This is a genomic window from Pseudoselenomonas ruminis, assembly GCF_008271295.1.
GTDB lineage: Bacteria > Bacillota > Negativicutes > Selenomonadales > Selenomonadaceae > Selenomonas_A > Selenomonas_A ruminis.
The window spans coordinates 1-13,653 of record NZ_VTOY01000025.1 but is presented as its reverse complement, the minus strand read 5'-3'; the positions used below and the strand labels follow the sequence as shown (position 1 = coordinate 13,653).

The following is a 13,653-nucleotide window of genomic DNA, read 5'->3' as shown; positions in this document are numbered from 1 at the left end:
TCCCCTGCAAACTGTAATTTGTAAAAAGTGCCTTGATAAATTCATAGAAGCCTCCATAAGGTAGATTCATCAATCTTATGGAGGCTTCTATATTTTATGTCAATATAAAGGGATTTTTCCCAGTCCCTTTTTGTTATGGATAAGTCAAGCGTTTTCCTTGCGGAATTTTTCCATGAATTCGGCAAGGCGAAGGGCACCTTCATAGGGCATAGCATTGTAAATCGAGGCGCGCATGCCGCCGACACTGCGATGGCCTTTGACGCCGCTTAACTGATGCTCGAGCGCTTCGGCAACGAATTTCTTTTCGAGCTCTTCGCTGGGCAGGCGGAAGGTGACGTTCATGAACGAACGGCTGTCTTTGTCGGCGTGGCCGCGATAGAAACCATTCGAATTGTCGATGGCATCGTAAACGACTTTGGCCTTTTTCTGATTGCGTTTTTCCATTTCGACGAGGCCGCCGTTGGCTTTGATCCAGGCAGCAACTTTGCCGACCATGTAGATGCAGAATGCCGGCGGCGTGTTGTAGAGCGAATCCTTTTTGAGGAACGTGCTGTAACGAAGCATCGTCGGCAGGGTCTCCGGACTTTTGGCGAGCATATCTTTCTTGGCAACGACGAGCACGACGCCAGCCGGTCCGAGGTTCTTCTGGACACCGGCGTAGATGAAGTCAAACTTCTGGAAGTCCACCGGACGGGAAAGCATGTCGGAAGACATGTCTGCAATGAGGGGCACACCCTTGGTATCCGGGACATAATGGAACTCGGTACCATAGATGGTGTTATTGTAGCAGAGGTGAACGTAGGAAGCTTCCGGATTGATTTTTAGTTCATCCTGCGTCGGGATATGGCGGAAATCCACATCTTTGGAGGAAGCGGCAATCTCGCCGACGCCGAGAAGTTCGGCTTCCTTGTAAGCCTTGGTAGCAAAGCTGCCCGAGAGCACGTAGTTTCCCGGATGTTCTTTGGTAGCAAAGTTCAGAGGAATCATGGCGAACTGCTGGCTGGCACCGCCCTGACAGAACAGGACTTCGTAGTCATCGCCAAGCCCCATGAGCTCTTTGATGTCGGCTTTTGCCTGCTGGTGGACTTCGTCATACTGTTTGGCACGATGGCTGATTTCCAGGATAGACATGCCACTGTGGTGGAAATTCAAGAACTCAGCCTGAGCTTCCTTGAGCACTTCCAGGGGCAGTGTGGCCGGACCTGGGTTAAAATTATAAACGCGGTCTGCTTCCATGGGATAACCTCCTAAAACCATGATGATTCTTTACGACTTTATAAAACGGAGCGTCCGTGACTTGCGGACATCAGGCGTTTTGTTATATTTTAACGCGGAAATTTATGAAAAGCAAGCGAGAAAATAAATTTTGTTTTTCTGAAAAACACACTTGACGATGAGAGGCGGAGAGGCTATAATACGGTTATGCACAGAAGAATAGGAACAGGTAACGCGAGGAAGAGGAAGCAATAGCGGCGGCCCGCCAAGAGAACTGACGGATGGTGCGAGTCAGAGGGTAAAGCTGTTGTTCCGCCTTGGAGCGGCTGGCGATGAGTCAGACGGGACGCCCGATACAGCGGCAAGAGAGATATCGTTGGATATCACTTGGGTGGCACCACGGAACTATCAGCTTCGTCCCAAATGGGGACGGGGCTTTTTTCATTTTCAAGAGGTTTTTGTTTTGTCTGTGTAGAAATTAACGAGGAAAGTATTTTCCACAAAGATATTGGAGGAGCGATGAATATGAAGGTTTTGGCTGCAGACGGTATTTCCCCAAAAGGTATTGAGCTTTTAAAGAAAGAATTTGAAGTCGACGTCAAAGATAAGATTTCCGCAGAAGAGCTGCTGGAAATCATTCCGGAATACGATGCATTGATGGTGCGTTCGGCATCCAAAGTTACGGCGGAAGTAATAGAGCGTGCCAAGAACCTCAAGATTATTGGCCGCGCTGGCGTCGGTGTTGATAACATCGATATTCCCGCTGCTACGGCAAAAGGTATTATCGTCATCAATTCTCCAGGCGGCAATACGATTGCAGCTACGGAGCATACCATGGCGATGATGCTCGCGATGTCGCGCAATATTCCGATTGCCAATGAGACGATGCAAAAAGGCGAGTGGAATCGCAAGCAGTACGTCGGAGTTGAGCTCCGTGGCAAGACCTTAGGTGTCATTGGTATGGGCCGTATCGGTGCTGGGGTTGCCAAACGGGCGATGGCTTTCGACATGGATGTTATCGCTTATGACCCTTATATTAATGAAGAGCGGGCCAAATCCCTGGGCGTCACCATTGGCACGTTCGAGGATGTCATCACTAAATCGGACTTCATTACGGTGCACATGCCGCTGACGCCGGACACCAAGGGCATGATTGGCATGGAGCAGATGAAGAAAATGAAGAAGGGCGTCCGTCTGGTCAACTGTGCCCGCGGTGGTATCATCGTCGAAGAGGATTTGGCTGAGGCGGTAAAGCAGGGCATTGTGGCTGGTGCTGCTATCGATGTTTACACCAGTGAGCCGGTTGGTCCGGACCATCCGCTCGTCGGTGTGCCGGGCATCGTGCTGACGCCGCATCTTGGCGCTTCGACGGTCGAGGCCCAGATTGGCGTATCGCTTGATGTCTCCGAAGGCATCTTGGCCGCTCTCAAGGGCGAGCCGGTAGCAACGGCTGTCAACATGGCGCCGGTATCGCCGCAGGTCATGAAGGTCATCTCGCCGTATCTGACGCTGGCTGAGCGCCTGGGTGGCACGGTTGTGTCGCTGGCTGACGGCCCAGTGGAGAAGGTTGAAGTCGTCTATAATGGCGAAATCACTGAGGTCAACACGGGGCTTTTGACGACGGCTGTTGTCAAAGGAATGCTGAATCCAATCATGGAAAATGAGGTCAACTACGTCAATGCTCCGGGCTTGGCCAAAGAACGTGGCATCAAAGTCACGGAGGTCAAGGAGAAGGAAGTTGAGGACTTCACGAACCTCATCACGGTCAAGGCGCAGGTCGCTGGCAAGGAACTTTCGGTAGAGGGCACGTTGTTTGGCAGCGAAGGCCGCATCGTCCGCATCAACAAGTTCCGCGTCGATGTTGACCCGCATGCGCGCATCCTCGTCTGCCCGCACATCAATCGTCCGGGCGTCATCGGTACGATTGGATCTCTGCTTGGCAACAATGGCATCAATATTTCGGCGATGCAGGTCGGCAAGACCGAGGTTGAGGGAACGAGCCTGATGGTTCTGACCATCGACAATGATATCCCGGCGGCTGTTATGGAAGTCATCAAGGGAATGGATGGTATCTCCGATGCCAGACTCGTCAATTTCTACACGATTTAAAGCATAAAGACAGTAAAAAGCTGAGGCTCGAAAGAAATATAATCTTTCGAGCCTCAGCCTTTTTTATGGTCACAATTTCAAGTATTTCAATTCATCAAGGATTTCCTGGGGAACGGCATCCGGATTCATGCGCTGAACCTTGCGAAGTACCAGGTCGACGTTGTGAACTCTGGAGTTATGGGCGACATTCCAGCGATCCATGAGCGGAGCATACTGCGGATTGGTACCGCGTTCATCGCGGAACTTCTGGGAATAGGTGCAGTATTTGAACAGAATCTCCCGGGCAACCTTATTGAGGCGGGGCATGCCAAAGGCTTCATTCTGAATGTATTTTTCGTAATCGTTCATGAATATGACCTTGTAGTCATTGCGCGCCTTCTGCAGGGACATCTTGATGCGTTCCTTGATGTCCGCGGAAAGATAGCCGTTCTTGCGGTAGAACTGGAGGTAGTTGGTGTATTCCGAGGTAAGGGATGGTTCCGATACATCGGCGTAACGGACGCCCTGGATGCGGCGGCACATTTCCCAGCGGAACTGGGCGCACATCTGAACTACGGTATTGTCCAAATCCTCCGAGTGATAGATGGAAATCATCATATGAGCCGGTGTCGTGCGGCGGACACCCTCGATTTCCTGCCACATGAGGCCGCGGCTGCCAATGTTTGGCATCAGGATGATATAGGGCTTGACTTCGACATCGTAGATGAAGTGCGGAATTTTGAAGTCGGGGAAGTTAATCAGCGTGGGACGGTAGAAGCAGCTGTAGTCGATAGCCGTAACCTTGTCGAAAGCTTCTCTTACGCGGGCCGGGCTGGCCAGACATTTTTCCAGCGGGCGGACGACATCCTGGGCATTGAAAATTGGCACAAAGGTGGCAAGGCGGCCATAGGTTGCCTTATTGGCAATCGTGACCATATTGCGAATTTCAAAGGAAACCATTGCCTGGGTATCGTTTTGCAGGGCATCGGATTCCGCCTGCGAAATGGAACCTGTACGGAGTTCTTCGCGTAGGTATTCGAACCAGTCGTTATCGAACTCGTTTTTCGACGGAAGCGCCTGTCCGCGATAGATTTTTAGCAGCCAATCGTAGAGCGATACGATGCGTTCTTCTGGATCGTTTTCCCAGCCAACGACAGTCTGGTAAAGAATCTCCGTGTTGGCTGTTCCTGCAAGAGTCTCATCGACGAACCCAAAGAGGAAAAACATGCGAACCTCTACCGGAAGGTGATCCGTATTGAGGCTCTTGAAGAAGGCCGCTGCATAGATTTTATAGAATCCGTCGGAAAGGCTTCGGCGAAGATGACGCATCTCATCGGATTTTTCCAGGCGGTCTTCGGTATCGGTATAGGCCCGTACATCCTTACGGAAGGTATCTGCGGTTTCCTGGTCGACGCCAGAAAAGGCCAAAATCATATCCAGGGCATTCTGGATATGTGGGGCGGCATTCGAATCGCCGCGATTGTTGGTATCAACGCGGGATTTTACATTATAGAAGGCCTCGATAAAGGAAGCCGCGCCAGATTTTGTCTGTTCGACAAAAGTCAGAACCGAAAGAAGTTCCTGACTGAATTTTCGACTGATGGTGGAAGCGCGCATGACCGTTTCCACGCAGAAGCACACATCGAGGGGGTAATACCCCTTGTCCAGTGCACCTCGCTGGTTGCAGTAAGCACGGCAGAGGTCAGCCTCCCAACTGGAATCAAGACCGGACGATTCCAGAGGAATCAAGTGCTCGACAAAATCGAATTGTGCTGGCGTTGCGCCGAGCTGGACGCACATAAATTTATACTCATTGTAATTGTATTTTAGTTCTTTGCAGAGCGTTATGGCTGCATCGGTAGTTGCCGTGAGGGAGTCCAAGATGGCAGCGGCAAGCTCCATATTGGCGGCGGCGATGACTGGTGCTATCGCCGGTGTTCCGATTACGGCTTCCACGATATCGTCAGGCGTCAGGTAATCCATTGCCATTAAGGTGGAATCTTCTGCGGCCACATAATCGAAGGAATATGTTTCACCCGGCAGGTAGGCGGTTCCCGCCATGGAACCACTGCCTAGGCGCACGTTTACGTCATTTCCATTGGTCATAGTAAGCGCACCAGCCAGAACGATTTCGAGGGTCTTAACCTCGTCCCCTTTTCGATGCAATACTTGACCTTTCCCAATCCTAATCTTCTCCACGAAGTAAACCTCCTTGGTTTCTTTGACATTCAACATTCACATCATAATTTTACTCCAATCGCGGTATTTATGGCAAGCACGGGAAGAAAGAACAAGAAAAGTCATATAATTCAGTAAACAATGTTACATGTATACATGCATACAATTTGCATTACATGTAAACATATGCTATTATTTATCCATGGATGGAGGAATGATGTATGTATACAAAAGAAATGTACGTTACCAGAATCAAGTTCATAGCACTGAGCCAAATCAGCCAGATTATGGATGCTGTCAAAGAAACTCCATCCGGATATCGCAGAGATACACGGGAGTATCTAGAGGCTATGTATTATATAGTAGATAATATGTCAGCAGCGAGATTATCAGAAGTGGTCAATACGGTTCATGACAGTTATGCAGAAGTCGGTATGGATGATGATGGCTATGTGGCCGATTCGCTGATGACCATAGCCTTGGCCCAGTATCAAAATGAGCTCGGAGAGCGTAATGTCTATGATATGGGTTGGGATCGTATGGTGGAGGATTTCTTCCGCACGGCGATTGCCTGATTTTCTTATTGCCAACAACTTATCATAATAAACGAAAAAACTCCTGTCTTTTGGCAGGAGTTTTTTCGTGTGACGCGAAGTAGCAGGTATTTAAGAATTCGAGACAAAGGAGGGGAAAGTATCTTGCCAATGTACAAAAAATCGTTGGGGATTTTACTGCTATTGCTTGTGGCCATTGCGGTGGGAACGGTATATGGTTCGTATGCGCAGGAAAGTGCGGTGGTACTTGATGAGGCTGGCCGTGAGGAAACGAGTCAGGGGAAGAATATTACCGTCTACGTGACTGGTGCAGTCAATAATCCCGGGATGGTAACGGTAAAAGAAGGTGCTCGCGTTGGCGATGTGGTTAATTCCTGCGGTGGTTTGCTGCCTACGGCTGACCAGCAGCATATCAACATGGCGCAGGTCGTGAAAGATGGAGAACAAGTGAAGGTGCCGGAACGGCAGGCGTCTCCGGCACAGGGAAATGGGCAAAAGAACGGAAAGCAAGCCAGTGAAAAAGGCGGGTTAGTCAATATCAATACAGCTGATGAGAAAGAACTCGACTCGCTGCCCGGTATTGGCCCGGCTATGGCGAAACGGATTATCGAATACCGGGAGACAGAGGGAAGTTTTCAGCGTATTGAGGATATCAAGAAAATAAAGGGCATTGGTGAGGCGAAGTTTGCAAAAATCCGGGATAAGATTTGTCTGTGAAATCTTTAAGGAAGGAGTGGCCGCAAATGGAGACGGGACAACACCAGCAAGTTTTTCTGGCAGGTTGTCTTTTTATGTTGTGGGCAGGGATCGCCGCAGGCAAAATATTCGGAGCCCCTGGACAATTGGCATTGGGGCTGCTGTTTATACTGCTGCTGGTGGCAGCTGGCGTAATGGTATGGCGCCGGAGCCGTATATCCTGGCTGGCGTTTTTGCTGTTGTTTCTGGTGCTGGGGATGATTCGGTTTATGGCTGTGGATAAGCTCCCGAAACAGGATATTTCGCATTTTGCGCAGCAGGAGGTCAAGGTTACGGGAACCTTGCGGGAGGAGCCGCGGGTAACGGAAGATTTGACCGGTCAAAAAAAGATACGCTATGAAATTGACGTGTCAAAAGTCAATGCAGCGGGACAGGAGCAATCAGCTTCAGGTGGTATGTATGTCTACAGCCGCCTGACCTCGCAGGAACTTCCCCAGGTTCAGGTTGGCGATGAAATCAAGGCGTCAGGAAAAGTCAGAATCCCGCAGGGATATCAAAATCCGGGACAGCTTGACACGAAGCTGTTGTTAAAGGCACAGGGGATAACGGCCTCGCTTTCCACGGGCAAGCGGGGGATTACTGTCATGCCGCGGGAAACGAAGACGTTTGCCCGCTGGATAATAAGTATCCGGGAGCATTACCGGAATCAGATGCTTCAGGTTATGACCAAGGAGGATGCAGCTGCGGTCTTTGCCATGCTGTTTGGCGGCTATGAGGGGATAAAATCAGACCTATTACAGGATTTTACTGCGACGGGAATTGTTCATATCCTGTCGGTATCCGGTTCGCATATCAGTTTACTGGCGGCGGTAATGGCATGGCTGGCCGGGCTCCTGCATTTTCCCAAGGGGATAACGGCTGTTATGGTCATTGGCGCAATCGTCTTATACAGCATTCTTTCCGGCTGCGTGCCGCCGGTGATACGAAGCGGAATCATGGGCGGGTTGACCTTTCTGGCCTTGGCGTTGGAACGGGAGAAGACAGCCGGTCATATTTTACTATTGACGGGGATCGTGATGACAGCGATTTCGCCACTATTGCTTTTCCATATCAGCTTTCAATTGTCTTTGGGGGCAACGGCAGGGCTGCTTTATCTCGCTCCCAAAATCCGGAAGTGGCTTTGCCTGCATGGCATGCCGGAACTGGCAGCTGGCAGTATGGCGATAACGATTGCGGCACAGGCCGCCACATTGCCAATACTGGCCTGGTATTTTAATCAGGTTTCCCTGTCGTCACTGCTGGCCAACTTGCTGGCCGTTCCCGTTATTGAGCTGATTTTGATAGCCGCGCTGCTGGCAGGGCTGGCCGGCTTTGCGCTTCCTTTGGCGGGAAAAGTGATATTTACTGCGGTGAGTTTGCTGTTGGGAATCGTAGCAGAGATAGTCCGGATTTTAGCCAGGCTCCCTGCCAGCCAGATATGGGTACCGTCTCCGAATGCCGCTGGGGTTGCCGTGTATTATTTGCTGCTTGGCTGGTTCTTGTTGAAAGAAGAACAAAGGAAGTTTTTGGTTCAGCAGCCAGGCAGGCACAAGCATTGGCTGGCTGCTGTTGGCGGCGTTGCCCTTCTGGTGTTTGGCGGCTGGCGCTACGTGCATCCGCCGGAACTTATGGTTCATTTTGTCGATGTGGGACAGGGGGATTGCTGCCTGGTAATGACGCCAGGCGGACATGCTTTCCTATTTGATACGGGCGGGACCAGGGACGGCACGTTTGATGTGGGAGCCCGCGTCGATGTTCCTTATCTGCTGCACTATGGCGTGCGAAGGCTGGACGCTGTCTTTTTGACGCATGCGCATGAAGACCATGCGGCAGGCTGTGGTGCTATCCTGCATAAGATTCCCGTCGGCAAAGTTTATACCGCGGGGGAAGGACTGTCCGCTTACGCCCGAAGCATGCGGCTCGGGGACAATGACCCGGTACTGCAAAAATTTGAAATGGCCAGACAGGGCAGCCGCTTGCAGATTGATGGCGTGACAATTGAAGTCTTGTATGCGCCCGCGATAGCAGCTGATCAGCCAGCAGGCAATGAGGCGTCTAATGTCTATCGTGTTTCGTATGGACGGGCGAGTTTTCTGCTTACGGGTGACCTGACAAAGGAGCGGGAACACAATCTTTTGCAGGCGGGCATCAATCCAGAAAGTACGGTAATTAAAGCCGGGCATCATGGCAGCGATACGTCGAGTTCGGAAGAATTCCTGCAGGCGGTTCATCCCGGTTTTGCGGTGTTTTGCGTTGGCAGGGATAATGGTTTTGGTCATCCAAAGGGGATTGTGCTAAAACGGTACGAAGCGGCTGGCATTAAAATCTATCGGACGGATGAAAATGGAGCGATTGTGTTTCATACGGATGGCCGGACCATGCAGGTGGAGCCCTATGCCTCGTAAGGGCAGGGAAGGAGGGGCCAGGTGTCGAATTAGAATAATAGTTAAAGGAAGAATAACTTGTTTAGGAGGAAGTGTTTATGACAGCAGAAGAATTCAGAGAAAAGGCAAGGGCTGAGGGAATATCGGAATCGGCTATTTCGCGTGAGATTGCCATGCATGATAAGTTCCTTCGCATGGGAATGCAGCCGGCATCGTATGAGGAAATGATAGCGGCTATCCGCAAGAAGTCCTGTGTGGAAATTTTTGAGTCATCACTGAATTCCTGATACGCGGTGAGAGAGGGGAACATCCTTGGATATTTCGGATTTAAATGAAGCACAGCGTAAAGCGGTGGAGGAGCTGGATAAGAATATCCTGCTGCTTGCACCGGCTGGCACTGGCAAGACGAATACGCTGGCCTGCCGGATTGCCGGTATTCTGGAAAATCAGCGGGCCTTGCCGGAGGAAATCCTGTGCCTGACGTTTACCAACAAGGCCTGCCGTGAAATGCGGCAGCGCGTAGAGGAAAAGGCGGGTGAGGCGGGCAGCCGGGTGCTGGTCAGGACTTTCCATGGTTTTTGCTATGATGTCATTAAGGCAGAGGCAAAACGGCATTCCGATTTATTTTCGGATTTTATTTTGTTCGACGAAACAGATTCCAAAGCGATTTTAAAAGAAATTTTGGAAGAAGTCTGGCCGCTGAGGGCCGTGCTGAATTTAGTGGCTCAGCTGAAAGAGAAGCGGGCCGAATATCATTTCTTTGGCGACAGCGACAAAGAGGATTACCAAAAGACTTTGGCAAGGTTGATGGAGACAGCCGCGGCTGAAGTCCGCTCGCTGGCGGTGGATGATACCTATCGTTATTATGAGCAGCTGTATCAGGGCTGGCAGGACTGGGGGCCAGGCGTTGCGGCTGAATACGACCAGCGCATTCATGAACTTCATGGGCTGGATTTTACCGACCTTATCGTGCGGGCGGGTGAGCTTTTTTCCCAGCCGGAATTGGCACTTCGCTGGGCCAGACGCTTTGTCTACATCAATATCGACGAAGTGCAGGATACCAGTGAACTGGAATATGACATCATATCGCGTATCTTTGGCAGCAGTCATCTGCTTCTCTGCGGGGATTATTTTCAAACGATTTACGAGTGGCGCGGGTCGCATCCGGAACTGGTACTGCGGAAGTTCCAGCAGGATTATCACCCGTGCCGTATTGTGCTGCACGAAAATTACCGCTCGACACAGGTGTTGCTCAGGGCTTCGTTTGCCAGCCTGCAGGAGCTGTTCCCGGAACGCGTGTCGGCACTTTATCCCGAAGGCATCACGGCGGTCCGTGCGGAGCGCGGGGAACCGATTGTCTTTAAAGGGGCGATGGATTTCCCGGAAGAGGCGCAATGGATATACTATACGATTCAGCAGCTGCCGGTAAGGGATTATTCCAGAGTTTGCATTCTGACGCGGAGCAATCGGTATAATAAGGATTTGTCGGCACAGTTTCGTTCCTTGGGGCGGCTGCAGCCCGAGGGGCAGCGGCTGCCGTTTATGCTGATTGATGAGATGAAATTTTTCCGCCGCCAGGAAGTGAAAGATGTGCTGGCGTTTTTGCGGCTCATCGTCAATAAGCATGATGTGGCAAGCTTTGTCCGCATTTTAAACCGCTTCGGTCAGGGGATTGGCCCTGCGACAATCCGCAAATTGTCTGCGGAGGAATACCGCCGGGCGGGCATCCGGCTGACGGATTTTCTCGACCCCTTTGCCCGGAGGGACGGGGATCCGTTTGCCTTGCTGATGTCAGCCTGGGAACAGGAAAATCTGGTGGCCTTTGATGTAGAGGCCACCGGCGTGGACACTACGCGGGATGAAATCATCCAGATTGCGGGAATACGGCTCGCCAAAGATGGCACCATCAAGGAGGAGTTCCAGCGGGTGCTGCGGCCAACGCGGCGGGTCGGGGACTCGGTCCGCGTGCATAAGATGACTGATGAGTGGTTACAGGCAAATGGCGATGACCCGGCAGAAGTCCTGCGGGATTTTTGTGCCTTTGCCGAGGGAGCCGTTATTGTCGGGCACAATGTGACGTATGATTTGAGTATTCTTGGCAGTCATTTGTCGCGGCTGAATTTGCCAGCGTTTTCTTATCCTGCGTATTACGACACGTTGGATATTTTCCGACGGTTTTATCCGAATCTACCGAGCTATAAATTGGAATATCTGGGCGAGTACTGCCACGTAAGCCATAAATCGTCGCATGATGCGCTGGATGATATCAAGGCTACGGCTGAAATCCTCCAATATGTCATGGAGCGGGAGATTCGCAGTAGGCAAGAGGAACGGCGGCAGCTTTTGGCCGCGTGGATGGATAAATTTGCGGATCTGGCCGCGTTGCTCGATGCTTTCCGGGAGCGGGCGCTGGTTCTCCGGCCTTGGCAGCTTTTGGGAGAAATTGTGGTGGAGGCAGGAATCAGCGATTACTATCAGCAGCATAAGGAATTGCAGCGCGTGGAAAATCTGCGGGATTTGTTCCGCCAGGCCCGTGACTTGGATGATAAAGCAATTTCGCCGCTCGACGCCGTAACCCGTTTTTTGCGGTTTACGACGCTGTCGAATACGGAACTTGATGCACTGACGCAAAAGCCGCAAATTCCCATCATCACGGTTCATCAGGCTAAGGGTTCGGAGTTTGATTATGTTTTTTTGGCAGGGATGCAGGAAGGAACGTTTCCAGGATTTCAGGCGGATAAGTCCGGCCGGCTGGCGGAGGAGGCACGGCTTTTCTATGTGGCAATTACCAGAGCCAAGCGGCAGTTGTTCGTCTCCTGGACGCAGCAGCAATACGGGCATTATCGTCATATGAGCCGGTTTCTTGCCACGATTCCGCGGGAATATGTGCGAAATGAATAAAAAGATCAGGCAAAATAATACATTTTGCGTCAGAACTATATACAATTGCGGTACAATATAGTATACTGAAGCCGTTGGAGATACATAAATGTAATCTTGTAACGGTAAAATAATTTCATAAAAGGAGCGATTACTTTGGCAGACATGAAACAGTATGTCCAGGATACGCTGGACCTCATTGCAAAACGTGACCCCGAACAAAAGCAGTTCAAAACCACGGTTTCAAAAGTCTTGGAGACTGTCGTACCAGTTCTGGAAAAACATCCGGAATACAAGGAACAAAAGATTCTCGAGCGCATGGTTGAGCCAGAGCGCGTCGTCTCCTTCCGGGTACCATGGCAGGATGACAAGGGCGAGATTCATATCAACCGCGGGTTCCGCGTGCAGATGAACAGTGCCGTCGGCCCGTATAAAGGCGGCTTGCGTTTTCATCCAAGTGTCAATCTCGACATTTTGAAATTCCTGGCTTTTGAGCAGGTTTATAAGAATGCGCTGACGGGCCTTCCTATCGGTGGAGCGAAGGGCGGTTCGGATTTTGACCCGCATGGCAAATCGGATAATGAAGTTATGAATTTCTGCCAGAGCTTTATGACGGAGCTCTACCGCCACATTGGCCCGCATGTCGATGTGCCGGCCGGTGATATTGGCGTGGGCGGCCGTGAGATTGGCTATTTGTTTGGCCAGTACAAACGCATCCGCAATGCGTATGATGCGGCGGTACTCACGGGCAAGCGCGTGGATTATTGGGGCAGTTTGGCACGGCCTGAGGCTACGGGCTATGGGCTGCTGTATTTCGTCAAGAACATGCTCGATGATAAAAATATCAGTTTGAAGGATAAGATTCTGGTAATTTCCGGTTCTGGCAATGTGGCAACCTACGCCATCGAAAAGGCGCAGCAGCTTGGAGCAAAACCGGTTACCTGCTCGGATTCCAACGGTTATGTTTACGACCCCGATGGCATCGACCTGGAAGCGGTGAAAGAAATCAAGCAGGTTCGCCGTGGCCGTATCAAGGAATATGTCAAAACGCATCCGCAGGCAGAGTATCATGAAGGCTGCACGGGGGTCTGGTCAGTCAAATGCGATATTGCGCTTCCGTGTGCTACGCAGGGTGAGATTGATTTGGAGAGTGCCAAGAAACTGGTGGCCAATGGTGTCATTGCGGTAGGCGAGGGCGCGAATATGCCGTCTTCGCTGGAGGCTATTGATTATTTCCAGCAGAACAAGGTACTGTTTGCGCCCGCAAAGGCCGCCAATGCCGGTGGCGTGGCTGTATCGGCACTGGAGATGTCGCAGAATTCCGAGCGTTTGCAGTGGACGTTTGAGGAAGTGGATAATAAGCTCAAGGATATTATGGCGAATATCTATCGCAGTTCCAAAACGAATGCGGAAAAATATGCGGACCCGGATGATTTAGTGGCTGGTGCCAACATCACGGCGTTTGTAAAAGTAGCAGACATCATGATTGCGCATGGTGTGGTGTAAAATAGGTAAATAGGAAGAGCCCTCGATGCGTTGGCATGAAATTTCAACGCATTGGGGGCTTTTTTCAAATTGCAGTTTATCGGTTAGAGAGGGGGCCAGTTCGAGACAACTCT

At 51.0% G+C, this 13,653-nt stretch carries 9 protein-coding genes; 7 read left to right on the top strand and 2 right to left on the bottom strand.

Annotation, left to right across the window (positions count from 1 at the left end; translation table 11 throughout):
• Positions 1-144 precede the first annotated feature (144 nt).
• Complete coding sequence (gene serC, locus FZ040_RS13545) at positions 145-1,236, bottom strand: 3-phosphoserine/phosphohydroxythreonine transaminase (RefSeq protein WP_149172497.1); 1,092 nt, start codon at positions 1,234-1,236, stop codon at positions 145-147.
• 504 nt (positions 1,237-1,740) lie between these two features.
• On the opposite strand from serC, the gene serA reads away from it, so the two are divergent.
• Positions 1,741-3,324, top strand: a complete 1,584-nt coding sequence (gene serA / locus FZ040_RS13540) for a phosphoglycerate dehydrogenase (RefSeq protein WP_149172496.1) — start codon at positions 1,741-1,743, stop codon at positions 3,322-3,324.
• A 69-nt stretch (positions 3,325-3,393) separates the two neighbouring features.
• Here the strand turns inward: serA and FZ040_RS13535 are convergent, their stop codons facing one another.
• Positions 3,394-5,502 carry a DUF8509 domain-containing protein gene (locus tag FZ040_RS13535; RefSeq protein ID WP_149172495.1) on the bottom strand — a complete coding sequence of 703 codons (2,109 nt, stop codon included), beginning with the start codon at positions 5,500-5,502 and terminating at the stop codon, positions 3,394-3,396.
• A gap of 200 nt (positions 5,503-5,702) precedes the next feature.
• On the opposite strand from FZ040_RS13535, the gene FZ040_RS13530 reads away from it, so the two are divergent.
• The 6 genes from FZ040_RS13530 to gdhA all read left to right on the top strand — a co-directional run bounded on the left by FZ040_RS13530 (position 5,703) and on the right by gdhA (position 13,540).
• Positions 5,703-6,056, top strand: coding sequence for a hypothetical protein (locus tag FZ040_RS13530; protein ID WP_033171221.1), 354 nt, complete (start codon positions 5,703-5,705; stop codon positions 6,054-6,056).
• A 123-nt stretch (positions 6,057-6,179) separates the two neighbouring features.
• Positions 6,180-6,752 (top strand): ComEA family DNA-binding protein, encoded by a 573-nt coding sequence (locus FZ040_RS13525; protein ID WP_149172494.1) that lies wholly within the window; start codon positions 6,180-6,182, stop codon positions 6,750-6,752.
• A gap of 74 nt (positions 6,753-6,826) precedes the next feature.
• A complete protein-coding gene (locus FZ040_RS13520) occupies positions 6,827-9,175 on the top strand; it encodes a DNA internalization-related competence protein ComEC/Rec2 (protein ID WP_369407145.1) in 2,349 nt (782 codons plus the stop codon).
• Positions 9,176-9,252: 77 nt separating this feature from the next.
• Positions 9,253-9,441: a hypothetical protein gene (locus tag FZ040_RS13515; RefSeq protein ID WP_149172492.1), complete on the top strand. Its 189-nt coding sequence runs from the start codon at positions 9,253-9,255 to the stop codon at positions 9,439-9,441.
• 25 nt (positions 9,442-9,466) lie between these two features.
• The gene (locus FZ040_RS13510; protein ID WP_149172491.1) at positions 9,467-12,055 is read left to right on the top strand and encodes a 3'-5' exonuclease; all 2,589 of its coding nucleotides are present in this window, start codon (positions 9,467-9,469) and stop codon (positions 12,053-12,055) included.
• 135 nt (positions 12,056-12,190) lie between these two features.
• Complete coding sequence (gene gdhA, locus FZ040_RS13505; protein WP_149172490.1) at positions 12,191-13,540, top strand: NADP-specific glutamate dehydrogenase; 1,350 nt, start codon at positions 12,191-12,193, stop codon at positions 13,538-13,540.
• Positions 13,541-13,653 lie beyond the last annotated feature (113 nt).

Coding starts and splice junctions, on each gene's coding strand:
- serC (WP_149172497.1), bottom strand. CDS start 1,236: ATGGAAGCAGACCGCGTTTATAATTTTAACCCAGGTCCGGCCACACTG.
- FZ040_RS13530 (WP_033171221.1), top strand. CDS start 5,703: ATGTATACAAAAGAAATGTACGTTACCAGAATCAAGTTCATAGCACTG.
- FZ040_RS13520 (WP_369407145.1), top strand. CDS start 6,827: ATGTTGTGGGCAGGGATCGCCGCAGGCAAAATATTCGGAGCCCCTGGA.
- serA (WP_149172496.1), top strand. CDS start 1,741: ATGAAGGTTTTGGCTGCAGACGGTATTTCCCCAAAAGGTATTGAGCTT.
- FZ040_RS13515 (WP_149172492.1), top strand. CDS start 9,253: ATGACAGCAGAAGAATTCAGAGAAAAGGCAAGGGCTGAGGGAATATCG.